General features: G+C 40.5%; 18 protein-coding genes, 2 pseudogenes and 1 riboswitch. Of the genes and pseudogenes, 10 read left to right on the top strand and 10 right to left on the bottom strand.

All coding sequences use genetic code 11. The features are described 5' to 3' along the window. Positions 1-78: 78 nt before the first annotated feature. The gene (locus IEV74_RS11480; protein WP_188455536.1) at positions 79-1,494 is read right to left on the bottom strand and encodes a SpoVR family protein; all 1,416 of its coding nucleotides are present in this window, start codon (positions 1,492-1,494) and stop codon (positions 79-81) included. A gap of 188 nt (positions 1,495-1,682) precedes the next feature. Between IEV74_RS11480 and ymzB the strand changes: the two genes are divergently transcribed. Continuing rightward, positions 1,683-2,048, top strand: coding sequence for a protein YmzB (ymzB, locus tag IEV74_RS11475; RefSeq protein WP_188455529.1), 366 nt, complete (start codon positions 1,683-1,685; stop codon positions 2,046-2,048). 107 nt (positions 2,049-2,155) lie between these two features. Here the strand turns inward: ymzB and yhbH are convergent, their stop codons facing one another. Both yhbH and IEV74_RS11465 read right to left on the bottom strand, forming a co-directional pair. Next, positions 2,156-3,304: a sporulation protein YhbH gene (gene yhbH, locus IEV74_RS11470; protein WP_188455528.1), complete on the bottom strand. Its 1,149-nt coding sequence runs from the start codon at positions 3,302-3,304 to the stop codon at positions 2,156-2,158. 343 nt (positions 3,305-3,647) lie between these two features. Next, a complete protein-coding gene (locus IEV74_RS11465) occupies positions 3,648-5,543 on the bottom strand; it encodes a PrkA family serine protein kinase (protein WP_188455527.1) in 1,896 nt (631 codons plus the stop codon). A 159-nt stretch (positions 5,544-5,702) separates the two neighbouring features. On the opposite strand from IEV74_RS11465, the gene brfA reads away from it, so the two are divergent. Continuing rightward, a complete protein-coding gene (brfA, locus tag IEV74_RS11460) occupies positions 5,703-5,912 on the top strand; it encodes a ribosome rescue factor BrfA (protein ID WP_188455526.1) in 210 nt (69 codons plus the stop codon). Positions 5,913-5,939: 27 nt separating this feature from the next. On the opposite strand, the gene IEV74_RS11455 is transcribed toward brfA, so the two are convergent. Together IEV74_RS11455 and IEV74_RS19990 are read right to left on the bottom strand one after the other, a co-directional pair. Continuing rightward, the gene (locus tag IEV74_RS11455; protein ID WP_373284331.1) at positions 5,940-6,095 is read right to left on the bottom strand and encodes a hypothetical protein; all 156 of its coding nucleotides are present in this window, start codon (positions 6,093-6,095) and stop codon (positions 5,940-5,942) included. After that, positions 6,091-6,189: pseudogene (locus IEV74_RS19990) on the bottom strand (phospholipase); the annotation flags it as partial. The gene IEV74_RS11455 and the pseudogene IEV74_RS19990, both read right to left, overlap by 5 nt. Positions 6,190-6,351: 162 nt before the next feature. Between IEV74_RS19990 and IEV74_RS11450 the strand changes: the two are divergent. The 3 genes from IEV74_RS11450 to IEV74_RS11440 all read left to right on the top strand — a co-directional run bounded on the left by IEV74_RS11450 (position 6,352) and on the right by IEV74_RS11440 (position 8,717). Continuing rightward, entirely contained in the window at positions 6,352-6,765 is a 414-nt protein-coding gene (locus tag IEV74_RS11450) for a YuzC family spore coat inner layer protein (protein WP_188455524.1), read from the top strand. A 328-nt stretch (positions 6,766-7,093) separates the two neighbouring features. Next, the gene (locus IEV74_RS11445) at positions 7,094-8,044 is read left to right on the top strand and encodes a LacI family DNA-binding transcriptional regulator (protein ID WP_188455523.1); all 951 of its coding nucleotides are present in this window, start codon (positions 7,094-7,096) and stop codon (positions 8,042-8,044) included. Between the two features lie 67 nt (positions 8,045-8,111). After that, positions 8,112-8,717 (top strand): HAD family hydrolase, encoded by a 606-nt coding sequence (locus IEV74_RS11440; RefSeq protein WP_188455522.1) that lies wholly within the window; start codon positions 8,112-8,114, stop codon positions 8,715-8,717. 117 nt (positions 8,718-8,834) lie between these two features. Here the strand turns inward: IEV74_RS11440 and IEV74_RS11435 are convergent, their stop codons facing one another. From IEV74_RS11435 to dapA, 5 genes are all read right to left on the bottom strand, one after another. Beyond that, positions 8,835-9,368, bottom strand: coding sequence for a helix-turn-helix domain-containing protein (locus tag IEV74_RS11435; RefSeq protein ID WP_268233834.1), 534 nt, complete (start codon positions 9,366-9,368; stop codon positions 8,835-8,837). 246 nt (positions 9,369-9,614) lie between these two features. Beyond that, positions 9,615-10,520, bottom strand: a complete 906-nt coding sequence (locus IEV74_RS11430; RefSeq protein ID WP_188455521.1) for a hydroxymethylglutaryl-CoA lyase — start codon at positions 10,518-10,520, stop codon at positions 9,615-9,617. A 776-nt stretch (positions 10,521-11,296) separates the two neighbouring features. Further along, a complete protein-coding gene (locus IEV74_RS11425; RefSeq protein WP_188455520.1) occupies positions 11,297-14,479 on the bottom strand; it encodes a DEAD/DEAH box helicase in 3,183 nt (1,060 codons plus the stop codon). A 61-nt stretch (positions 14,480-14,540) separates the two neighbouring features. Continuing rightward, positions 14,541-15,155, bottom strand: a complete 615-nt coding sequence (locus IEV74_RS11420; RefSeq protein WP_188455519.1) for an NUDIX hydrolase — start codon at positions 15,153-15,155, stop codon at positions 14,541-14,543. A 147-nt stretch (positions 15,156-15,302) separates the two neighbouring features. Further along, positions 15,303-16,205 (bottom strand): 4-hydroxy-tetrahydrodipicolinate synthase, encoded by a 903-nt coding sequence (gene dapA / locus IEV74_RS11415; protein WP_188455518.1) that lies wholly within the window; start codon positions 16,203-16,205, stop codon positions 15,303-15,305. Positions 16,206-16,320: 115 nt separating this feature from the next. Continuing rightward, positions 16,321-16,499, bottom strand: a riboswitch (Lysine riboswitch). Positions 16,500-16,625: 126 nt separating this feature from the next. On the opposite strand from dapA, the pseudogene IEV74_RS11410 reads away from it, so the two are divergent. The 5 genes and pseudogenes from IEV74_RS11410 to IEV74_RS11390 form a co-directional block, all read left to right on the top strand. Next, positions 16,626-17,063: pseudogene (locus IEV74_RS11410) on the top strand (purine-cytosine permease family protein); the annotation flags it as partial. 295 nt (positions 17,064-17,358) lie between these two features. Continuing rightward, positions 17,359-21,318: a S8 family serine peptidase gene (locus IEV74_RS19930; protein WP_188455517.1), complete on the top strand. Its 3,960-nt coding sequence runs from the start codon at positions 17,359-17,361 to the stop codon at positions 21,316-21,318. A 141-nt stretch (positions 21,319-21,459) separates the two neighbouring features. Then, a complete protein-coding gene (locus IEV74_RS11400) occupies positions 21,460-22,017 on the top strand; it encodes a PadR family transcriptional regulator (RefSeq protein WP_188455516.1) in 558 nt (185 codons plus the stop codon). Next, positions 22,017-22,520, top strand: a complete 504-nt coding sequence (locus IEV74_RS11395; protein ID WP_188455515.1) for a DUF4188 domain-containing protein — start codon at positions 22,017-22,019, stop codon at positions 22,518-22,520. The genes IEV74_RS11400 and IEV74_RS11395 overlap by 1 nt, the downstream gene beginning before the upstream one ends. Positions 22,521-22,610: 90 nt before the next feature. Continuing rightward, entirely contained in the window at positions 22,611-24,986 is a 2,376-nt protein-coding gene (locus IEV74_RS11390) for a penicillin acylase family protein (protein WP_188455534.1), read from the top strand. The last annotated feature ends 80 nt before the right edge of the window (positions 24,987-25,066 follow it).

The following is a 25,066-nucleotide window of genomic DNA, read 5'->3' as shown; positions in this document are numbered from 1 at the left end:
ATGGTAATGTAAAATTTTTACATATATAATATTTATTTACAGTTATGCAACGCTAGTGGGTCTGACCCTCTGTCCCAGCTAGATATACCGCCGATTTACTTTGTTGCCGTCATAGGAGTATAGAATCTGCTTTTCCTCCACATTTGTTTCGATGTACACAGTCCGCCCCCACAGTTGATAAATGTATGGTAGAACATGCTCTAAATAGTTGAGGTCAAGCTCGGTTCCTTCATAGCCGTGAACTAAATAAAGCTCCCTATTGCGCAAATAGTCTCCGTTTTCAACAGTTATATATGGAAAACCGCCATTTACCCGCATGGAGACAAGCTGATCCCTAACTTTCTCATAGTCTTTATCGGTAATTTTGTAATCTCTGCCCTGCTTCTCAAATAAATACATATCTTCCCGCTGTACTAAATCTTTCGTTAAATAATTTCTAATAAATGATATATCTGATTCAATTTCCCTTACTTCAAAGATTTTGTCCCTTCCCGAATCAGGTTCTACTCCCAGTTCTTGCATTTCCTCAGTTGGATTATTGTACCGCTCTTCAATATCTTCATAAATTTTCAATCCAAGGTAGTAAGGATTAATGTTTTGTCTGGATGGCTGGACAACACCAGCGTTTAACGATGCAAATTCTACCGTTTCATCAGATGTTAAGTCCATTTCCCTTAAAATGCGCTGATGCCAGTATGATGCCCAGCCCTCGTTCATGATTTTCGTCTCAAGCTGCGGCCAGAAATACTGCATTTCCTCACGCATCATTGTCAAAATATCACGCTGCCAGTCCTCGAGCTCGCGACTGTATTCTTCAATAAACAGCAATAGGTCCTTTTCCGGCTTTGGGGGGAACTTTTGTCTCTTTTTCGTCTTGGGCTTCTTTTTTTCAGTCCGTTCATCCAGGCTCCATAAATCATCATATGGGGACTTCACTGCCGGTTTATCTTCCTCCTCATCCTTTTCCGTCTCATAAGGTGTCAACTTCGGCCTGACGATGGATGGATCTATGTGTTCCTGAATGGATAGTACCGCATCTAAAAAACGTTCTACTTCATCCTTCCCATGAACCATCTCATAGCTTGCAATCCGCTCTGCTGTTGCGGTCATACTTTCGACCATATCTCTTCTCGTATTGGAAAAACGCATATTATTTTTGAAAAAATCACAATGGGCCAACACGTGGGCAATGATTAACTTATTTTGTATGAGGCTATTCGTATCAAGTAAAAAGGCATAACATGGATTAGAATTGATAACAAGTTCATATATTTGGCTCAAACCAAGATCATAATGCAGCTTCATTTTATGAAATTGCTTTCCAAAACTCCAATGACTAAAGCGCGTTGGCATGCCATACGCACCGAATGTATAAATAATATCTGCAGGACAAATTTCATAACGCATCGGGTAAAAATCGAGACCAAATCCAGACGCAATTTCCGTAATTTCAGCGATTGCACGATTGAGCGCCTTCGTTTCCGTCAATATAATCCCTCCAATTGTACTTTTTATATTGTATGTGTCAGTGGAAGATTTTTGAACATGGAATTCAAATGCGTCACTGCCATTCTCCAAATAATGTCGAATCAATATATACAATTTTTCCCACAGATTCAAGACTCAATTCCCTGAATGTTTCCTTTCCATCATGGAAAGCATAAACGATAGGAGGAATGATTATGGATCAACATTTCTTATCAATAGAAGAGTTAAACGAGTTACTGAATCGATGGAATGGACAAAATATCAAAGTTACCAAACTGGAGCTTGATGATGTAGATGAAACATTAATGGAGCTGCAAAACATTTCTTATTCAAAAAACACAAGAAGAATTGATGATTATGTACCAATGCACACATTACAATTAAACGGTACAGGACACGTTTTAACGGATGCCGCCGACCTCAAGCCTCAGGATCTCCCAGCATCACAATACGAAATACCACTTGAGGATAATTCGCTTTATGAATTTGACGGATCACAGTTTCTGCTAAGTACTGCCCGCGGTGTTTATAAGATAGAACTTGCTGGGCCAGGGGAATAACGCTAACGCATATACGACTGCATTACAAACGGAGGCACCCCTGTTCAGGAGTGCCTATACTTGATGGATATTAGCCCTTCCAATTGTCAAACAACCGCTTCTTCCTTCTAAAAAAAGCTTTTCATCGCATGGTATACATCGCTCTTATCCTTCAAAATATAATGGCGGAATTTGGGATTATCGATCGTTTTAAATGCGTTCATCAATGTTGAGTGGCGATTATATGCATTAACCTCTCCGTAGCCAAACATATTCGAAACATCCATAATTTTATCAACGAGTTTAAGACATTTTTGATTATCAGATGTTAAGTTATCTCCATCCGAAAAATGGAATGGATAAATATTATAGCGCACGGGATTATACTTTTCATCGATAAGCTCTAATGCCTTGCGATATGCTGATGAACAAATCGTTCCGCCGCTTTCGCCCTTAGAAAAAAAGTCTTCCTCTGAAACAACTTTCGCCTCAGTATGATGGGCAACAAATTCGATTTCAACTGTTTCATATTTCGATCGCAAAAATTTTGTCATCCAGAAAAAGAAGCTCCTTGCCATATACTTTTCAAACCTTCCCATTGATCCGCTTGTGTCCATTAGCGCCAGAACTACTGCCTTTGATTCCGGTTTGATTACTTCATTCCATGTTTTAAATCGCAAATCGTCGTTAGAGAATGGCGTAATTCCAGGTTTTCCTTCCGTCGCATTTCTCTTAATTGCCGTTAAAATTGTTCGTTTCTTATCAATGTTGCCCATAAGTCCTTTTTTGCGAATATCATTAAATTCAATTTTCTCGGTTTTGATTTCTGCTTGTTCTTTTTGTTGAAGGTTGGGCAACTCAAGCTCTTTGAAAAGAACTCCTTCTATCTCAGCTAAAGACACTTCTGCCTCATAATAATCCTGTCCCGGCTGATCTCCAGCTTCATGCCCTTTCCCGGATCCGCCTTTACCTTGACCTGATTCACTGGGTGCGCGGGCGACGATATCCCCAACTTGACTGTCACCATTGCCTTGACCCACATGCTTTGATTTATCGTAATTGTAACGAATTTTGTATTCATCAAGCGAACGAATAGGGATTTTAATAACATCGCGGCCATTCGACATAATAATATTTTCTTCACTAATTAAATCAGGCAGGTTATTTTTAATGGCTTCCTTTACCTTATCAGAATGCCGCTGCTGATCCTGATAGCCTTTACGATGGAGGGACCAATTTTCCTGGGAGACGACGAAGCTTTCCTTCTTTTCATTCATACCTTCCCCTCCTTTTCAGATTCTAGAGATCGAAAGTCAGTATGCCAATTTCACCCTCTAGCTTTTTTATAAAATTGTTAAAAAAACATATAAAATTACTTCAATGCTTTCTTTATCATATGCAATTACGGTGAAACAAGTTATTACTACTGCATACTAAATTGAAATAAAACAGACTTTGGGGTGTCATTCGGTGCTGCTCTCCTGACGATATTCCCGTTCTCCTGCCGATGTTCCGCTGATGCCCTTCCGAATTCACATCACACCCGGCTTTCTTTTTCTATTAAAAAATAACAAGACTAACGAAACGATTAGTCCTGTTATTTTTGGGATAATTATAAATTTACCTGTTGAGCAAGCTTCCTACATAACGCAGCAAGTCGTTTGCTGAGATGGAATTATATCCATACTCATCTATTAATCTGGCAATTACTTCATTAACTTTCTTAAGCTGTGATTCGTCCGGGGTCTTTGATGAAGTTGTAATTTTAACGACATCTTTTAAATCTGCAAACAATTTCTTTTGAATTGCTTCCCGCAAACGCTCATGAGAGCTGTAGTCAAAGCGCTTGCCTTTCCGTGCATAGGCAGAAATACGAATAAGAATTTCTTCCCTGAACGCTTTTTTAGCATTTTCTGAAATTCCAATTTGTTCTTCAATTGAACGCATAAGCTTTTCATCCGGATTCAATTCTTCCCCAGTAAGCGGATCACGCAATTTATTTTTATTGCAAAATGCTTCAACGTTATCAAGGTAATTATTCATCAATGTTTTCGCGGACTCTTCATATGAATACACGAATGCCTTTTGGACTTCTTTCTTGGCAATTTCATCATATTCCCTTCTCGCAACAGCAATATAGTTCATATATTTATCACGATCTTCCTGTGAGATCGAAGGATGCTGATCAAGCCCATCCTTCAATGAACGCAGCACATCAAGCGCATTTATCGCAGGAACTTCCTTACGTATAATCGAAGAGGAAATTCTATTAATCACATAGCGCGGGTCAATCCCATTCATCCCTTCAGTTGGGAATTCCTTTCTCAGCTCATCAACGTCAACCTGGTTAAATCCTTCCACATTTTCTCCATCATACAAACGCATTTTCTTAAGATTATCTACCCCTTGTTTCTTAGAATCCTCCAGCCGCGTTAAAATAGAAAAAATGGCAGCAACCCGTAATGCATGCGGAGCGATGTGCACATGTGCCATATCACTTTCATTAATCATTTTTTGATAAATACGTTCTTCCTGACTAACACGTAAATTATACGGAATCGGCATGACAATAATCCGTGAATGAAGCGCCTCGTTCTTTTTATTGGAAATAAACGAACGATACTCGGCTTCGTTTGTATGCGCTACAATCAGTTCATCGGCACTTATTAGCGCAAATCTGCCAGCCTTAAAATTACCTTCCTGTGTTAACGATAAGAGATGCCATAAAAATTTCTCATCACATTTCAGCATTTCCTGAAATTCCATCATCCCGCGATTCGCCTTATTCAATTCACCATCGAAGCGGTATGCGCGCGGATCTGATTCCGATCCGTATTCAGCAATTGTCGAAAAATCAATACTACCTGTTAAATCAGCAATATCCTGTGATTTGGGATCAGAGGGGCTAAATGTTCCAACACCAACACGCTTATCCTCAGAGAAAAATATACGTTCAACCTCGACATCCTCAATTCTTCCGTCATATTCTTTCTCAAGTCGCATTGTGTTCAACGGTGACAGGCTACCCTCGATACGAATACCATATTCATTGAAAAAGTCCTCACGCAGATGCTGTGGTATAAGGTGAAGTGGGTCTTCATGCATTGGACAGCCTTTAATGGCGTATACCGCACCCTCATCAGTTCTGGAAAACCTCTCCAATCCACGCTTCAGCATTGTCACAATTGTCGATTTCCCACCACTAACAGGGCCCATTAACAATAAAATCCGTTTACGTACATCAAGTCGTTTTGCTGCGGGGTGAAAGTATTCCTCAACAAGCCTTTCAATTGCTTCCTCAAGCCCAAAAATCTCCCCACCGAAAAAGTCGTACATCTTTTTTCCATCTTTCTCAGTTAATCCGGAGCTTTTAATCATATTATAAACGCGTGAATGAGCTGTTTGGGCAACTTCAGGCCGCTGTTTTACTATTTCCAAATACTCCCCGAACGTTCCTTCCCACATTAGCCGTCTTTCTTCTTCTCGGTGACTCCTTACTTTGTCTAGTATACTCATTGAATTCCCTCCATTTAGGGCGCGGTTTATATAGCTTATGCAAGTGAGGCTTTTATAATGATGACTATCTTTTAAGCGTTTTACGGCGACAAGCTTTATTGTAAAAAAGCTGGAAATATGTATAATAAAAAGCAACAAGAAATCAGGAGAGTGATGACCATGGCAAAATCGAATGCCAAAAAACAGAGAGAGAAACTGGTACGCGAGGGAAAAAGAAATCCGGAAAATGGAAGAAGCCCCTTTGCACAGTTTGATTTACGAACACAGAGGACAAAAACGAAGAAAGACCATTTGCATAGAACAAAACATAAGAATCGTGATTCCAGACAATGGGAAAACGATTCTTTTTGTTTGCCTATCTTCTTCTGAAACCACAAGTAAAAAGAGTTTGGAACTTCATATAATTAAATAATGTCCTTGCATGCCTGCCTTTTTGCGTGTATGGATCGATTTCCCTCTGAAGGCGGCGCATAAATTCCTGGTCACATTTACACGATGGTCCATACCTGCTGTAACACTCATCATGTGCCTTGCAAGCTGCATCCACCTCATTTACTGGAGCACCTGGGCCGCTGCAGCCTGGACCGCAATATTTATAGCCCGGGAAAATGCAAAAGCCTAACCCTCTGTTTCTTCGCTGTGACAAAGCAATACCCCCCTTTCAGCTCGCCTTACTTTACGTTATTCATAAATACTTCCCGCTGTATATACAATTACCTATGCCGGCTAAATAAATTGAAAGGCGTTTATCACGTTAACGGCTATAAAACATATATTATTATGAAATTACACCTAGGAGGTTCACATAATGCATTTCCCTGCATGGCCACACCCATTTTATGAAACGTATTATCGACATCCTGCTTATCAGCTTGGGCCCTGTGTTCATCATCAGCCAGTGCAATATGTTCCATACGTTCGTCCAGATTTTCCAGATGTAAATCCAAATTTTTTCCATGAATCAGCTGGAGCATTCAGGCAATTGCTGAACGATGCTGCAATAATTTTAAATAAACTTGCAGATTCCAGAGAATTTGCCTACAAAGTGATGGATGCAGCACAAAAGAATGAATTGGATAAAGTAGAAGAGTTAATTAGATCCACGGGGATTAAAGGTGATATTGAAGTAAATTATAATCCGGATGGAATTAACTTGAAAATGGGGTCCAAAATTGAAGACACGGAATGCTGTAAATTAGATATGGCAATTAGATGGCGGTAAGATGTTCAGGCAAGACACTCCACCTACCGATACTAGAATCCAATGGAGTCGGAAATTAGCCGGGCAGCCAATTACGTCTAAATAACGGGGGCTGCCATAATGAGACAGCCCCATTTAAACTGTAATAATCGCTAAAATACTGTTACTTCTGCTAAAATGGACTCTTACAATGAAAGGAATACGAGCTCCAGCATCTTCCATAGCGGAGAAAATAACCATCTTAGGCAACTGGCCACATCCAAAAATCTACATAATACCCCCACTTTGCTAAAATAGTGTTAGATTCATAAACTATGATAGCCTTAAAAATGACAAAAGGGTGGTTGAAATGGCCAATATACATGATATTGCTAAAAAGGCAGGTGTTTCGGTAACCACGGTTTCACGAGTATTAAATAATCACAAGTATGTTTCTGAGGAAAAAAGAATTGCCGTTCAAAACGTTATTGATGAATTTAATTATACACCTAACCGAAACGCAATTGATTTAATACGCGGCGAGACAAGACAAATCGGGGTTATCATTCCATATAACAATAACCAGGCATTTGACCAAATGTTACATGGCATACTTAATAAATCAATTGAACACGAATATTCTGTCATCGTGTTACCGACAACATATGATGCTAAGAAAGAACTCGAATACCTTTCGATGCTGCAAACCAAAATGCTTGATGCAGTTATAATCACATCCAGATCCAATAACTGGGAAGCTATAACACCTTTTACAAAGTATGGACCCATTATCTCATGTGAATATACCGATTTTTCAGAGATAGGCTGCTCCTACATAGATAGATACACTTCATACGTTGAAGCCTTCTATCTGCTGAAAGAGAGAGGGCATGAAAGAGTAGCTTTTACAACGGCTAGGGAAATGGAAAGCAAAAGTACAATTCAGACATTTACTGCTTACGAGGAGGTATTTGGCAAACCATCTGGAGATTACGTCATTTTTAATTGTTATTCCATGCAAGATGGATACCGTGCCGCCCAAAAACTATTACATATAAAAGAAAAACCTACAGCTATTTATGCAAATGGAGATGAAGTAGCTGCAGGCATTTATCAATATGCTATATCCATTGGTATGCATATCCCCAGGGATGTGGCTCTATTAGGTCAAGAAAACCAGCCGATTGGTGAAGCATTGGCAATATCAACGGTTGATCACCAACTTATTCAAGCCGGCGAGCAAGCATTTGAACTAGCCATTAAAAAATCTAAAGATAAAATAAAAATCCCGTATCAAATTATTCATCGTTCTTCCATTTAAGTATTGACCTGAAATGCATTTCATCCTTTATTCTATTTTAAACAACGAATGAAAAAGGGATGATTTCATGTATAAAACATTCATTTTCGATTTGGATGGTACAATCATTGATTCAGAACAAATTGGTCTTAAAGCATTACAGGATACACTGAAAGAGCAAGGTATTGAGAAGGAAATAAATGAATTGCGTTTTTCAATCGGGATACCTGGTCTGCGTACATTGGAAATTCTAAATATTGCTGATATCCCTACCACGTTAGAATCATGGGTGGCTAAAGAAAAGCCGTTTATGAAAAACGTCCCAATATTCCCAGACATTCCAGAAGTAATTGCTCAGTTGCCAAAAGCAGGAATTGTAACCTCTCAAACAACAGAAGAATTGCGAAATGGATTCTATCATCTGGGGATTGAACACCATTTCCAAGCAATTGTAAGTGCGGATGACACATTAAAACATAAACCAAATCCCGATCCATTAGAATTGGGACTGCATTTAATGGATAGCCAGCCAGAGGAGACCATCTATATTGGAGATTCAATATATGATTTGCAATGTGCTAAGTCTGCCGGAATTGACTTCGGGTTAGCCCTGTGGGGATCTGGGAGTCGTTCGGGTTTCGAAAATGCTGATTATATTTTTGAAAAGCCAAACGATATATTGACTTTGGGTTAAATCCACTAAAAACTGCACCTGCAATTGTTAAACACCAATTGCAGGTGCAGTTTTAGTATGTTTTATTACTGTATGCGTGCGCCGCCTGCTTATATGATTAATGCGGCTGGTTAGTATCTATAATCCACCATCAATAAATACCGTCAATACCTTTGCCCCATCATTATCAACAGGGACAAACAAATGCGGCTTTGTTCCTTTAAAATAGGCGGTATCCCCTTTAACCATAAGATGCTTTTTATCATCGTAAAGCAAATGGATCGATCCCTCCAAAACATAGATGAACTCGTCCTGGGAATGTGTATACGGTTCATGTCTTAAATTTGTATCCTTTGGTGTTACATGAACAATTGTCGGCTCAATTCCAGAAAACCTTGACCGGTTAGCAAGAAGTTCATACGAGTAACCCATATTTTCGTTGCCTACTCGGTATTGTCTATTTGATTTTGGAAGCAGCACAAGATCTGTTTCCGGATGTCCGTCTAAAATCCAGGAAAGCGGTACATCCAGCGCCTCGCAAATTTTTGATAATGTCGCAACGGCGGCGGATGTTTGTCCATTTTCAATTTTAGACAGCATACTCTTTGAAATGCTGCATTGATCAGCTATTTGCTGCTGTGTTTTTTTATTTCGTAACCGTGCTTGTTTAATCTTTGTTCCAATGTTTAGCAGATCTATCAGAATTCTCCCCTTTCCCTATATTGGATATGGGTGTCTTAATAATAGAATAGCACATTACCCCGGTCAAGTGGGACATGGGACATAGGCATGGGACATGGGGACGGTTCTTTTGTCCCACTTTAGGCAAGCTGGTTCCTGAGAAAACAAAAAATCACTATTCTCTATGTGGTCGTTCACCACTTGAAAATAGTGACTTTAAATTTCTTTCTTATTCTTTCATTGCTGACTTGCAGCATAGGCGAGCGACTTGCTAGGCAGAGGCTTTCCCAATTTGTTTTGGATAAAAAGTGCCGCTTCCTGAAGCTTCTTTTCATCTATTCCAGTTTTAATTCCAAGTCCGTGCATAAGATAGAGTACATCATTTGTTGCCACATTTCCTGCCGCACCAGGAGCATATGGACATCCGCCTAGCCCGCCGATAGAGCTATCAAACCGAGAGATACCGTACTGCATGGAGGTCATGATATTCGCAATAGCCATTCCCCTTGTATTATGAAAATGCATAATAATCTTTTCTTTCGGATACGCTGCAAGCACCGCATCGAGCAATTGCTCTACCTGCAAAGGAACTGCCGAGCCAATCGTATCACCAAGCGAAATATCATCCACACCAAATTCAATCAATCGATCACATACCTGGATAACCTGTTCTGGAGTAATTTTCCCTTCATATGGACAATCAAACACAGTAGAAACGTAGCCTGTTACATGTTTCCCGGCTATTTTAGCTTCTCTGACGACTTCCTTCAATACCGGGTACGTATCGTCAATCGTCTTATTAATGTTTTTCTTATTATGCGTTTCGCTAGCAGACATGAACACGGAGGCACCATCAATTCCGGCTTCAAGTGCAAGTTCCAGACCCTTCATATTAGGTACCAGCGCAGAATACCTGACATCCGGATTCCGCTTTATTTTCTTGCCCAGCTCATGCGCATCAGACAATGCAGGTATCCATTTCGGATTGACAAACGATGAAAACTCAATTTCCTTTACCCCAGATTCAGATAACATATTGATCCAATTAACCTTATCCGGAGTCGCAACCAGCTTCTTTTCATTTTGCAAACCATCCCGTGGTCCTACTTCCTTAATCTGAACAAATTCTGGCCATTGTCCCATGTTTCTCCCTCCTCTTATTTTTAAAATGCTAGTATCCACCATGAGTACCTGCATGAAATCAGTTTTTTTAAGAACAAAATTAAAGTTACTTGAATACGCTTACATTAAGGGTGAATAATTTTGCATTTGCATCTGCAAATACATCTGTGCCGTTTCTATATATTATTCAATCAAGTTTATTTTGATTCAACATTGTTGAGTAAACTATATAAAACTATTTCTAAATTGTCAAATTTCTATGAGACTTTTTCATGCCAAAACCATTTGTTTTATTAGTGTTATATCCTTCTTATCAATTTTTAATCTCCTTCACATGGAGTTCTCAGTGTCGTTCTGTATTATGTACTTGGATCGTATTTTGTGGATTTTGGATCGTATTTCTCTTTTTCCGCTCGTATTTGACTGTTTTTGGATCGTATTTCGGTTTCTTGGATCGTATTCGGGCAAGATCGGCTCGTATTTCCATATAATTGGAAATAAAAGCCGCGATTTCCAGGAAATAATAATAAGCTATCGCCACTAATCAGCAGCAATAGCTCTATTTATTCGTTAGATGTTTTAAAAAACGAGTTGGCCAATGTTTATTAATGAAACAGGAAGACTGAAAATAGTAGAATGGATAGCGGACCACTTTTTAATGGTATTATTTGATTTGGGGACCGCACTTATTAGTTGTATATCTAATAAGTGTGGTTATTAGCAGCTTCTGGAACGGCATCCCGCTCGGTTTATCAAAGAATCAATTGTAGGAAATGCACATTTAATCCCCACAAAACTTACACCTTCAGCATGTCCATTATATCCTCTTCCGTAAGCATAGACCCTTCGTCATCAGAATCAATAATTTCCCCAATTAAATGTCGCTTTTTCTCCTGCAGTTCATTCATTTTTTCCTCAATTGTCCCGCGTGCTACCAGTTTGATCACCTGTACGGCATTCGTCTGGCCAATTCGATGTGCACGGTCGGCCGCTTGCTTCTCGACTGCAGGGTTCCACCAGAGATCATATAGAATTACCGTATCCGCACCCGTTAGATTTAGGCCGGTGCCGCCCGCTTTTAAGGAAATTAGAAATAAATTGCGTTCCCCAGCATTAAATTTATTACATATTTCCACCCGTTCTTCTGATGGTGTCTGCCCATCAAGATAGAAAAACGGTAAGCCCTGAAGCTGCAATTCCCTGCCGATGAGTGCAAGCATTTTCGTAAATTGCGAGAAAATCAGCACCCTTCGTCCAGAAAGTCTGGATTCCTCGATAATTTGTTTCAGCTGTTCAAATTTAGCCGAACTTCCTTTATAACCATCGACAAACAAGGCAGGATGACAACAAATCTGCCGCAACCTTGTTAAACCGGCAAGAATCTTAATTCGGTTTTTCCGGATTGTATCTTTGTCCAAATGCTTCCATGTATCATGCCGCAGTTTTGCCAAATAGGCCGCATACAGCCTCTTCTGATCCGGAAGCAGCTCGACCGATTCCAGTGATTCTATTTTTTCAGGAAGCTCAGACAGTACATCCTCCTTCACCCTGCGCAGCAAAAATGGGCGGATCTTGCGGGAAATTTTTTTCTTCGTAAGGTAACTAAATTCCTTTAATCCTCCGAAAAGCTCAGGAAAAACGACGTGAAAAATAGACCACAGCTCTTCTGTTGCATTTTCCACCGGTGTGCCGGTCAAGGCAAACCGGTAATTTGCTTGAAGCTTCTTTACAGCACGGGCAGTTTGCGTCATAGGGTTTTTAAATGCCTGTGCCTCATCAAAAAACACGGTATGGAAGTTTTGCTTCTTAAACCATTGGATATCACTGCGCAGCAATGGATACGAGGTAATAATTACATCCTTATCCATTGCATCTCGCTGGATGTTGATTCGTTCTGCTGTATTGCCATCAATAATCTCCGCCTGTATAGCAGGGGTGAATTTTTTTAATTCGTTAAACCAATTATAGGTTAGCGATGATGGGCAGACGATAAGGACAGGAATCTTATGATCACGTATCGCCGTTAGCTCTGACTGAATAAAAGCGATTGCCTGCAGTGTTTTCCCTAGCCCCATATCGTCTGCTAAAATTCCTCCGAATCCATAGCTTGCGAGTGTTTTCATCCACCTGTATCCGTGTTTTTGATAATCACGCAATGTCGTTTCTAAATTATCTGGTATCGCGAACTTCATGCTGTCCGGATTTTGAATTTTATCAAGGAACTGATGAAACGATTCCTCCAATGACACTGCATCATCCGAAACAGTGTCAAGCAGCCGGAAGCCCTTGATAATTGGTACATTCAGACCATTTTCCAGCTCCTCATCCTGATCCTGTATTGGCACTGCATTCAAAAAACGTTTTATTTCCTCAAATTCTTTCGTTTCCAAAGAAAGAAGGGATCCGTCACGCAGCCGGTAATACTTTCTTTTTTCCACCAACGCTGCTAAAATGTCACGTATTTGTTTTTCAGGAATGCCGTCCATTTCAAATTTGAATTCCAGCCAGTTTGTCCGCTCTTTTTTGTGCTTTACTCTGATTTTAGGCGGATTATTTCCTTTCGTTACGCGAGCCCTTACTGCCGTTGTAGCATATACTTGCACAAGGCTTTGAAGCTTGGGAAGCATATGATATAAAAATTCATATTCCAGTGCCTCGTTGTGTAAAAAGTAGCCCCCGTCCGTCTGGGTAAAAGAACTATCCTCCATCAATTCCAGGATGGCATCCTCTTTTTCCATGTCCCTGACAACAAATGGGCTTGCTTGACTTTCATCTAAAGGATTAATCCTGTTGTTTTCATAGTAAAATTCCAACCCGGCGAGCAAGCGATTGTGGACACGATCCAGGAAAAGCTTTGCAATTAAAGGTACCTTCCTAAACTGTTTGGAAAGGGCTTCAGACAGCCGAAAGTCACCTATCCTTTTCAGCACAGGCACAATCTTTTCCATAAAAAAGCCTATTTGTTTCTGGGGAATAGCAATTTGATTTGATCCGGATGCATCCAGCATTTGTTTCAGATCAAAAAGATAGCTGCAATCCTCAAATTTCAACTGCATTACTTTTCCAGCAGCAAGAACAGATTTATAGGATTTCAATACAATTAGATTATTCATTCCAGTAATGTTTAATTGATAGCCCTGACCGTCCAATTCTGTAAAATCAAACCTTAAAGGCAGTGGCTGCTTGTCCACTATTTCGATCCCATCAACTGTTTCTCCAAGGTATTCCAGCTTCACCATTGGAGCTTTTATTAGCAGTGGTACAAGGTGATTCCAGGCAGATGGGGGAATTAGAAGCACGTGATGATTGTCTATTTCTTCTGTTCCTGATAATTCATCCAGATATAATCTTTCATCCTGAATGACAGTAATAAGCTGCTGCACACAGGCATCAGTTTCCTGTTGAAAACAGTGTAGAGATGGATCGTAAATGAAAGCGGCGGACAGCTTACAGGGACTTCCATCATTTACATGCTCAAGAAATTGCCGGATATTACTAATTTTGATTGGACCTATATTAATTTCCACCCCAAACATGCAGTGACTATTATTCACAGCAACAGGCTTGCACGTAAACACTAAATCAAGTACTTTACGATCTTCAAAATGCAGCTGATGCCCGCTTGAACGGGTCGTCTTCGCATTAAATATCGTCATTAATCCTTCCGTGAGTGCTTGTTCTTGTGCTTTTGCTGTTTGATGCTGACGTTCATCAATCGACAACAGGACGGCTGCAATATGCTGACAGTCGTTTTTAAACGATGCTAATGTTGGACAGCTGCATGTTGTGCGAATATCCTTATTTCCTGCCTTTTCAATCGTGACATGGAAATCTTCTGTTCCTGCAATTATTGCCTCACAGCGATCCTGTGTGTAACTTTCAATTGTTACTTTATTAGCACGATAAAAAGAGTCCCCTTTCTTGAAGGAGACAATACCACACATATCTTCAATTATTTTGCGATTTAATTCAATATTCAAATGCCTCGCCCCTTTTGAAGGGATTAATTATATGAATTGTATCATAATAGGCGGGAATTTTTTAGCGGAGCACATCGATAAAATGGGAAAGTATTTTTGCGGTAAGCCCCCAAATGACTTTATCATCATAAATGTAAAATAGCTCTTCTATTTTTCCTGTCCGCCAATTGTAGTTTTGTCCTCCGGCAATAAGCTCAAACGGAAAATTTTCCTCCGGCACCATTTGCAAATATACGTAATGATATTTTGGTGAGGTATTTTGGAAAAAGGAAAGCGGGACTGTGAATACTTCGGCAACTTCTGTCGGGTTTGGATTAATAATCTCGGGATTTGTGATCATTCCCGCAAATGGATGAATAATCATTCCAAACGGTGAAACGACATAATCCAATGGATAAACATCTGATATTTGCTTTAGACTTATCCCTAATTCTTCTGTTGTTTCTCTTAAAGCAGTATCTTGAAAGGAAGTATCCTTGTTTTCCATTCTTCCGCCGGGAAAACATATCTCCCCAGGCTGCCTTCTTAGATTTTGAGAACGAATTTCAAAAAGAACGTGAATAGCATCGCCTTTTTGAATAAGCGGCAGGAGAACAGCATATTTCCTAAAATCGGCACTTCCAAGTATAGATGGGGCATGGTTTCCTAATTTAGTCCGGATAAATTTTGTGTCCATGTAGTCACCTCAAATTTCAGCCTTACCGTATATTATAGCACAAAAACAAAATATTTTGACATATAAACAAGCCCAATTATACATTAGGCATGGTATGACCAATAGAAAAGCCCTATCAGTATCAAACCGATAGAGCTATTCTTTCTGTTAATAGCCTGCTGCTTTTTTATTCCTGTCCAATAATGGCTGCAATGCAAGCTGGAGTGCATTTTTTTCTTCAGCATTCAAAGGAATTAGCGGCAATCTAACATTATTTCCAGCATCCATCCCAAGCATGTTAAGTGCTTCCTTAACAGGTGTTGGACTTGGGCTTTGGAATAATGCTTTCATGATTGGAAGCAAATTGCGATGCATGGCTTCGGCACCTGCAACATCTCCATTTTGATAGCTTGAGACCATGTTCTGCATTTCATTTCCGATAATGTGGGATGCGACTGACACAACTCCATTTCCGCCAATGGCTAAGGTTGGTAACGTTAAACCATCATCACCGCTGTAGAGCGAAAAGTCATCTGGAGTTTGGCTTATAATTTCAGCCATTTGGTCCAGGTTTCCGCTTGCTTCTTTTACGGAAACAATATTTTTCACCTGTGAGAGCCGTACGATTGTATCAACAGACATGTTAACCACACTGCGCCCTGGAATATTATAAAGCATAACCGGCAATGCTGTTGAGTCTGCTATCGCTTTAAAATGCTGATACAATCCTTCTTGAGACGGTTTATTGTAATATGGGGCAACAAGCATGATCCCGTCAACCCCAGCTTCCTGTGCTTGCTTCGTTAGGGTAATTGAAGCCTTTGTATTGTTTGACCCTGTTCCGGCAATAACCGGGACCCTTCCGCCAGCAATATCAACGACAAATTTAAACAGACCCGCCTTTTCCTCTGTGGTTAGTGTAGGCGATTCTCCTGTTGTACCTGCAATTACCAATCCATCTGAGCCATTTGCAATTAAATGATTGATCAGCTTCCTTGTTGCTTTAAAGTCAATCTCCCCATGCTGATCGAATGGCGTAATCATTGCTGTTAACACTTGACCGAAATCCATAACTTCACACCCTTTTTAAAATGTAATTAGAGGTGTCAAGAGCTATTTCATTAAGCGCAAAAAAAGCAACAACGAGGGATTCGCTGCTGCTTTAGAAACAATTGTTAACCGTTTCTTTTACGATAGCCCCCCATATAGTCTCCTATATGACAGTCCTGCATTTATTCAATACAGACCCAGCCTTAAGTACATGAGATTCTTACAGGCTTCGGCAAATTCCCCTTTCCACAATTATCACTGGACCTCATTTTCCTCCAATTGTGTACTAATGGTTTTCGCACCTCTATCCCCATTTCAGATTACTAAAATGGGAAAATATTTAATTGCATTTAATAATAGCGGAAAATTAAATTTTATGCAAGTGGGACAAGGGGTCAGTCCCCGTGTCCAGGGACGAGGGGACTGACCCCTTGTCCCGCCCCACAGATATTTTGGTTTGGTGTTCGTCTAGGAGAACCAAATCCAGGAGTATATATCGTATTACTGCTTGGCATCTGGGGAGCTTTATTTACAATGTTAACGCAGATTAGGATCAATGTTACAAACATATATAGTGGTTCATAGTCGATATCCAATTTCTTTTAAAATGTGTTTAAATTTAAACCTGGCCGACGATTTTGTTGGGTAGTTGTAACTGGAGTAACGACTATTATTTTAATGCTTCTTAATATTGCAGACCACCTTGAAGCTGTTATGACCTTCCAAGGTGTATTCTTAATGACCTGGGCTGCCATTTTAGTTACAGATGCTGTTATCGTTAAAAAATTCATGAAAATTGGCCCTGGTTATTATGAGGTAAGACAACGGAATTTGTATAAATGGAATCCAGTTGGCGTTGGATCCTTAATAATAGCAAATAACAATCCAAAAGAAGGTCCTTTTTCTCATTTAACAAGCTTTTTAACTGCCATGCCTCACATAATCAACCCCCGGCATCCCAGGACGAAGGAACAGACCCCATGCCTCAGCCAAAATATTGGTACTTTTTCCCTATAAATGTGTTTTTTAATCACTACTTTTAAGACTATTTTCACTAGTACAATTATTCATAATTCGGTAGAGTTAATATAACTGAAAATTAAGTCACGAAGATTGTAGTAAGGGAGGGTTGAATTGTCATATTTTACATTACTAGTTGGATAGGGGGAGAATAATGTTAAAAAGAGCTTCGGTAGTATTACTAGTTTTACTGCTGGCATTCAGTAATTTTATGTACGTAGGTGCGGCTGAAATCACTGGAAAAACGCTGCAGCAGACAATCGAGAAAAAGGCAAAACCGAATAAACAGAAGCTGAAAGAAACAACGGATCCCAACAAGGAGGTCCGGGTAATTGTAGAATTGGAGCAGGAAGCGCCAATTGAGAAGGCTACCAAGAAGGGTGTTACATACAATAGTCTTAAACAACCAGAAAAGAATAAGCTCCAAAAAGCGGCTAAGGATTCCCAAAAAGAAGTAAAAGACAAAATGAAGTCCAAAAAAATTGAAGCAGATTTTTTACAGGAATTCACGACCGTTATTAATGGATTCAGTGTCGAGGTAAAACAAGGGGATATCGATGAAATTAAAGAGATCCCTGACGTTGAAACGGTGCATATCGTCCATGAATATAAACGGCCGGAAGTAAAACCGGAGATGAAATACAGCAAAGAATTAGTCGAGGCACAAAAAGCATGGCGTGATTATGGCTACAAAGGTGAAGGGATGACAGTTGGAATCATTGATACAGGGATTGACCCTTCACACCGGGATATGATCCTATCCGATGATACAGAGCCCGCTCACACGGAAAACTCTGTAGAGCAAACGATCAGTGAGCAGGACTTGCCTGGAAAGTACTATACGGAAAAGGTTCCCTACGGTTATAACTACATGGACGAAAACGATGTCATTCTTGATAATGCAGCTGGAGCCTCGATGCACGGCATGCACGTTGCTGGAACAGTCGGAGCTAACGGGGATGAGGAAAATGGCGGTATTAAAGGGATTGCCCCAGAAGCACAGCTGTTAGCGTTAAAGGTTTTCGGAAATGACCCGGAAATGCAATCGACATATGGGGATATTTATATTAAGGCAATTGATGATTCTATTAAACTAGGTGTGGATGCATTGAACCTGAGTTTAGGATCTACATCAGGATTTGTTAGTGACGAATCACCAGAACAGCAAGCTGTAACACGTGCTGTAGATAATGGTATTTTAGTAGCCATTTCAGCTGGTAATTCCAATATGTTTGCAGAAGGATTCTATTATCCATTAGTATCGAACCCAGATTACGGTGTAAGTGGTTCACCAGGGGTTGCGGATGATTCCTTGCAGGTTGCTTCCTTTGAAAACACGAAAATGGATGTTGATGCTGTGGAATACACGATTGATGGAGAAACAGACAGTGCACCGTTTTTATCAGCAAGTGACACACATCCGTCCGATTACGTGAAAACAACATTTGACGTTGTTGAGGCAGGTCTTGGAGCACCGGAGGATTTTGCTGGTAAAGATGTAAAAGGAAAATATGCGTTGATTCAGCGCGGTGAATTAGCATTTACCGAAAAAGCATTAAACGCCCAAAATGCAGGAGCGGAAGGTGTCATTATTTACAATAATACGGATGGAATCGTGAACATGGCATCTGATCCTGCAATTGAAATTCCACAGTTATTTATGCTGAAAAATGACGGGGAACTGCTAGCACAAGCATTAAAGAATGGAAAAGCGGTTACGTTGAATTTCAATGGCGGTACTGCAACCATCGACAACCCTGATGCTGGAAAAATGAGTGCCTTCACATCATGGGGATTAACGCCTAATCTGGATTTCAAGCCAGAAATCACAGCACCTGGCGGACAAATTTTATCAACATTGAATGATGATCAATATGGAATTATGAGTGGTACATCTATGGCGGCACCGCATGTTTCAGGTGGAGCAGCACTTGTCCTGCAGCGAATGGATGAGGACTTTGGACTTGAAAATAGTGATCGTGTTAATTTAGCGAAAAACATCATGATGAACACGGGCAAACTGGTTTCATTGGATGGCGCTTACGTTTCACCCCGCCGTCAGGGTTCTGGTTTAATGCAGCTTCATGCAGCACTTTCAACACCAGTTGTTGTGACTGAATCAGAAACCAATGAAGCAAAGGTAGCCTTAAAACAAATTACCGATAATAACGTTACATTTGAACTAACTGCGGAAAACCTTAGCGATGAAGCGGTCACGTATGATGTGAAGGCAAACGCGCAAACGGACCAACCAATTGCGAACGGCGCTGACACACTCGTTGCGCCAAACCAATTTGCCGCGTTGGAGCTTGACGGTGTTGCAACGGTTAATGGAGAAGAAGTAAGCACGATCGAAATTCCGGCAAACAGTGACGTAACGTTTACCGTTTCACTAGATATCAGTGATGTCGATGCTGCGTTAACAGACATTTTTACAAACGGGTATTGGCTGGAAGGCTTTGTTAAGCTAACCGATCCACAGGACATCAATCCGGAAATTTCTGTACCATATGTTGGCTTTAAAGGGGAGTGGGATGATTCTCCAATTCTGGACAAGCCAATGTGGGATGCTGAAACATATTATGGAATGACTGGTGTTGTCACATCAATCGGCAAAGATGAGGAAGGCAATGAGCAATTCGATTTTCTTGGAACAAACCTGCAATCTGGTGAAATAGATCCAGAGAAAATCGCCTTTTCGCCAAATGGGGACAAGCTGCAGGATGATGCACTGCTCATTCTGTCATTCCTGAGAAATGCGAAAGAGGTACGATTTAATGTTTTGGATGAAAATAAAGAAAAGGTACGCACTATTACAACCGAATCATATGTAAGGAAAAATTATTATGATGGCGGACTTGCCCCGATGTATTCCTTGGACGCATCACGAATTTGGGATGGGAAAATCGATGGCAAAAAAGCAGCTGAAGGAAAATATTATCTTCAGGTAGAAGCTGTGATTGATTATAAGGATGCAGAGTGGCAATCAATGGAACTCCCTGTTGTCCTTGACACAACCGTGCCTGAACTGGATGCAGCATTTGATCAAGAGAGCCAAACTGTAACTGTTGCTGCTGAGGATAACGAAAATGGAAGCGGGCTTGCATATTGGGATGTATTAGTTGACGGTGAATCGATTCTGGATGAAACCTATACAAATGGTGAAACAGAACATCAATTAACAAAGAAATTAAAGGAAGGTCAAACATTATCGGTCGTAGCTGTTGATTATGCAGGAAATAAAACGATGGAAGAAGCAGTTAGCGGTCAAGATACAACAATACCTGATCTTCATTTAAAATCACCGGAATTTCTTGGTGTTGAAACAACTCGGGACGTTGAATTTACGGGATATGTAACCGATTCGTCCGGTGTCAAAGAAGTAACCGTAGATGGTCAAAAGGCAGAGCTTGTCTACAACGAGGATGAGGATCGTTATGACTTTTCCGTTACAGTTTCACATAAGGATGATGGATACGTTCTTCATAAAATTAAGGCAGTGGACAATGCTGGCAATGAAGCGGAAATCGGCCGCAGATTTTTTATCGACACAGAGAAAGCAGGATTGAAGGTAAAAGTTGATAAGAAAACGGATGCCGATGTCGTTCAGGCTTCTGCCCTGATTACAGACAACTTTGACGAAATCCGCATGTATGTGAACGGAAATGAAATATACAAGCATGAGCTTTCAGAACCGTATGGCATGAATGGATTTGAGCATACAGTTGAGGCAATTGAACTTGAGCTGGAAGATGGCAAAAATGAATTTGAATTTAAAGTAGTTGATCTCGGCGGCCATACGACAACAAAGACGATTGAAATAGAAAAGACAGATGGGGATGAAGAAACTGAATCGAGTATTGACACGATGCTGCAGCTCGTTGATCAATATAAATCAAAAGGAGAAATCAGCTGGCTAATCGCTCCTTCTCTTAAAACACAACTAAACACAGCAAAATATTTTGAAAACAGAGGATTACAGAGAATAGCTGTGATGCAAATGAAAAGCTTTAAAGGCACAGTCAGCCTGTTTAACCGAATGTACCTCATTACAGACAAAGCAGCAAAAACACTGAACAAGCACGCCAACAACCTAATCAAAAAATGGCAGTAAAATATGGGACAAAGGTCATGGGACAAGGGGTCACATGGGACAAGGGGTCAGACCCCTTGTCCCATGAATCCCTTGTTCCATTTTTCTTTTTTGTGTATAATATATCAAAAAGATACATATCATATAGATAGGGTGATGCTTATGAAAAAATACAGCCATACAACGTATGCGATTCTTGGAATTTTAACAACCGATTGCAAGTCTGGCTATGACATCAAACAATTAATCGATAATAGTTTGAAACATTTCTGGAAGATCAGCTATGGGCAGATATATCCGACATTAAAGCTGATTGTGGAGGAGGAATTAGCGACAGTTCGAGTTTCAGCACAAGAAGGGAAGCCTGACCGCAAGGAATATGACCTTACCGAAAAAGGAAAGGAGGTTTTGCAAAATTGGCTTGAGAATCCCATTGAACAAATTCCGGTCGAGCGGAATGAGGTTTTGCTTAAGTTATTTTTCAGCCGTCATCAATCCAAGAGCAATACGTTAATGCAACTTGCGGATTACAAACAAAAATTGATGAAGCGCTATCAAACTTATAGTGGGATTGAACAGGCGATTACAACGCATGACCATGACAAGGAAGATGCAATGTATTGGCTATTCACATTAGATTATGGAAAACGGATAACTAAAGCAGCTATTGGCTGGTGCGAGTCCACGATTAAACAAATTTCAGAAAAGGGGAATGCATAATGGCGAAACAAATATATACCGGACGTTACACAACGGAAAACGATGAAGATTTTGTTGTATTTCTTATTGGTATGCGAATTAACAAAAGGCATGCCGTTCATAAATGGCTGCCAGTTTTTACTGCGATGCCGCCAATGATTAAGGAGCTATACACGAACAAAGAAGCGTTAGGCTTTTTATCCATGGAAACCTATTTTGGCCTAAGAACCACTGTTATGATTCAATATTGGCGCAGAACAGAGGATTTGCTGGCGTACGCAAAAGGGGAAAAGCATTTAGCTGCATGGAAAGACTTTAATAAGAAGGTTGGAAATAACAGTGCTGTTGGGATCTATCACGAAACGTACAACTTAAAAAGGGGAAATTACGAGTCAGTCTATGGAAATATGCCTCTTTATGGCCTAGGAAAAGCAATGAAGCACGTCCCGATTACGCCAGAGCGCATATCGGCCAGAAAAAGACTTAAACTTAAGGACAAGGGGGCAGGTTCATTGTCCCAATAGCGGGACGCGGGACCTGGCCCTCTCCCACTAGAAAAGAGGAATTCTTTAGTCCCTGTCGAATTACTTAATATTAATAATAAAAGGGGCGATATAGTGGAAGTACAAGAAGTATTTGTGGAACCACCAAAGAAAAAGAGAAATAAAAAGAAAATTTTACTTATTACACTAGGATTGCTGATTTTAATTGCAGCTGCCTTAGCCATATTTGCAAATGCATACATAAACAAATCACTTGCACAGGTTGAGGGCACTATTGAGCTTGCGATGCTTGAAAATGAAGTAACAGTCATAACGGACAAAAATGGTGTGCCGCATATTAAAGCAGAAAATGAACATGATTTATTCATTGCACAAGGATACATTCAAGCGCAAAGCCGCATGTTCCAAATGGAGTTATCACGCAGACAGGCATCCGGCACGTTAAGTGAGGTTGTCGGCGAAGCTGCTATCGATCAGGACAAATATTTTCGCACGCTTGGATTGAGGCGGTCTGCTGAGATGTCATATGAAATTTATTCTGATGAGGCTAAACAGGTGTTACAATGGTTTGCCGATGGCGTCAATGCATATATCAAGCTGGCACAGGATGAGGGAAGTTTGCCAATTGAATTTAAATTAATTGGATCAGAGCCTGGTGAATGGACTCCTCTTGATTCACTGACAATCGGCAAATATATGGCATTTGACCTCGGTGGCCATTGGGAGCAGCAAGCATTCAATTATTACGCATTAACTAATTTTGATGAACAAAAAGCGTATGAACTATTTCCGAAGTACCCTGAAACGAAGCCTACAATTATTGGTGAAGACGAAATAGACGTTGCATCCAGTTTCAATCAGGCAGTTATTCCGCATGCTTTTAACGGAAGCAACAATTGGGTCGTAAGCGGGGACAAAACGAAATCAGGAATGCCGCTATTGGCAGATGATCCCCACTTAGGTCTTGCAACGCCATCTATTTGGTATCAAATGCAGCTGGAAACTCCTGAAATAGAGGTGAGCGGCGTAATATTTGCCGGTGTCCCTGGAATCATTCTTGGCCATAACACGGACATTGCATGGGGTGTTACAAACACGGGACCAGATGTGCAGCAGCTTTATTTGGAAAAAAGAAACCCGGACAATGCAAACGAATTTTTATATGAAGGTGAATGGGAGAAGGCTCAAATAATTGATGAGCCGATTAAAGTGAAGGACGGCGAAACAATCGATTATCAGGTTGTTGAAACCCGTCATGGGCCTATCATTTCTGACTTTGCAAATGAGGAAGCAAAGGATACAGCCATGTCACTTAGATGGACGGCACTCGAACCAACGACAGAGCTTGAAGCCATATTGGAAATAAATAAAGCATCGAACTGGAATGAATTCGAAAAGGGTCTGGAAAAGTTTCTATCACCAGCACAGAATTTTGTTTTTGCTGCAAAGGATGGAACAATCGCGTATAAAGCAAATGGAAACATACCAATCTATGAAGACGGTGACGATGCATTATTGCCACTGGAAGGATGGGAAAAGGAGAATGATTGGAACGGATATATCCCATTTGATGAGCTTCCTACAGTTATTAACCCTGAAAAAGGATTCATTGCAACAGCGAACAACAAAATAGTCGGGGATAATTACCCTTATCATATTAGCAATGTATGGGCACAGCCTTACCGGTACGAGCGTATTGCCGAGGTACTGGCGGCAGGGGATGATTTTACAATAGAAGACATGCAAAACCTGCAAATGGACCAGACAGATTTACAGGCACGTGAATTTGTACCGATTTTTGCTGAGACGCTTAAGGATGAGAAGCTTTCTGCTGATGAAGGAAGGGCATTGGATCTGCTTACAAACTGGGACTTTGTTGATAACGTCGATGCGGCACAGCCGTTGATTTTTCAACAGTGGATGGATGAAATTGAATCAATTCTATACAAGGAAATCCCAGAAGATGTCATGGATTTGTTTGGCAGCCGCGGGCAAACGACAAACAACATTTTACGAAGCGGGGATGATTCTATATGGATTCAGGAAAATGGCGGAATGGAGCAAGTGCTGCTCACCTCTTTAAAAAATACATTGGATGATTTAACAGAAGCGTATGGTGAGGAGCTTTCTGCTTGGCAGTGGGGAGATTACCATCAAGTACAGTTCCCTCATCCATTATCCAATGTAAGTCCAATACTGGCATTCTTTTTCAACAACGAGGATCCAACCCCAGTTGGCGGAAGCAGTGTTACGCCAATGGCAGCCAGCTACGATTCTGAATCAGGGATTGTTGATCACGGTGCATCATGGCGATTCGTGATTGATACAAGTGAGATGGAAAAAAGCTATCATATTGTTGGACCGGGACAAGCAGGTCATTTTAAAAGTGACTGGTACCACAATCAGATGGATGATTGGGTTGAAGGGGATTATCATATGACAGTCATGGATGAAAATGAAGGAATGAAGCTGACATTGAAACCATGAATTTACTATGGTGAACCCAGCCATAATACTTTAATGACAGAAAAAAGGTAACTGCCAGAATAGGAAGCAGCTACCTTTTT

The sequence above is a fragment of the Virgibacillus oceani genome (genome assembly GCF_014638995.1).
GTDB lineage: Bacteria > Bacillota > Bacilli > Bacillales > Amphibacillaceae > Virgibacillus_E > Virgibacillus_E oceani.
This window is presented reverse-complemented; position numbering and strand designations above follow the sequence as displayed.

Bases quoted from the DNA above. Each gene is read 5' to 3' on its own strand.
- dapA (WP_188455518.1), bottom strand. From the start codon at position 16,205: ATGGATTTCGGTCAAGTGTTAACAGCAATGATTACGCCATTCGATCAG.
- ymzB (WP_188455529.1), top strand. From the start codon at position 1,683: ATGGATCAACATTTCTTATCAATAGAAGAGTTAAACGAGTTACTGAAT.
- IEV74_RS11465 (WP_188455527.1), bottom strand. From the start codon at position 5,543: ATGAGTATACTAGACAAAGTAAGGAGTCACCGAGAAGAAGAAAGACGG.
- IEV74_RS11420 (WP_188455519.1), bottom strand. From the start codon at position 15,155: ATGGACACAAAATTTATCCGGACTAAATTAGGAAACCATGCCCCATCT.
- IEV74_RS11440 (WP_188455522.1), top strand. From the start codon at position 8,112: ATGTATAAAACATTCATTTTCGATTTGGATGGTACAATCATTGATTCA.
- IEV74_RS19930 (WP_188455517.1), top strand. From the start codon at position 17,359: ATGTTAAAAAGAGCTTCGGTAGTATTACTAGTTTTACTGCTGGCATTC.
- yhbH (WP_188455528.1), bottom strand. From the start codon at position 3,304: ATGAATGAAAAGAAGGAAAGCTTCGTCGTCTCCCAGGAAAATTGGTCC.
- IEV74_RS11445 (WP_188455523.1), top strand. From the start codon at position 7,094: ATGGCCAATATACATGATATTGCTAAAAAGGCAGGTGTTTCGGTAACC.
- IEV74_RS11455 (WP_373284331.1), bottom strand. From the start codon at position 6,095: ATGAGGTGGATGCAGCTTGCAAGGCACATGATGAGTGTTACAGCAGGT.
- brfA (WP_188455526.1), top strand. From the start codon at position 5,703: ATGGCAAAATCGAATGCCAAAAAACAGAGAGAGAAACTGGTACGCGAG.
- IEV74_RS11395 (WP_188455515.1), top strand. From the start codon at position 22,017: ATGGCGAAACAAATATATACCGGACGTTACACAACGGAAAACGATGAA.
- IEV74_RS11400 (WP_188455516.1), top strand. From the start codon at position 21,460: ATGAAAAAATACAGCCATACAACGTATGCGATTCTTGGAATTTTAACA.
- IEV74_RS11450 (WP_188455524.1), top strand. From the start codon at position 6,352: ATGCATTTCCCTGCATGGCCACACCCATTTTATGAAACGTATTATCGA.
- IEV74_RS11430 (WP_188455521.1), bottom strand. From the start codon at position 10,520: ATGGGACAATGGCCAGAATTTGTTCAGATTAAGGAAGTAGGACCACGG.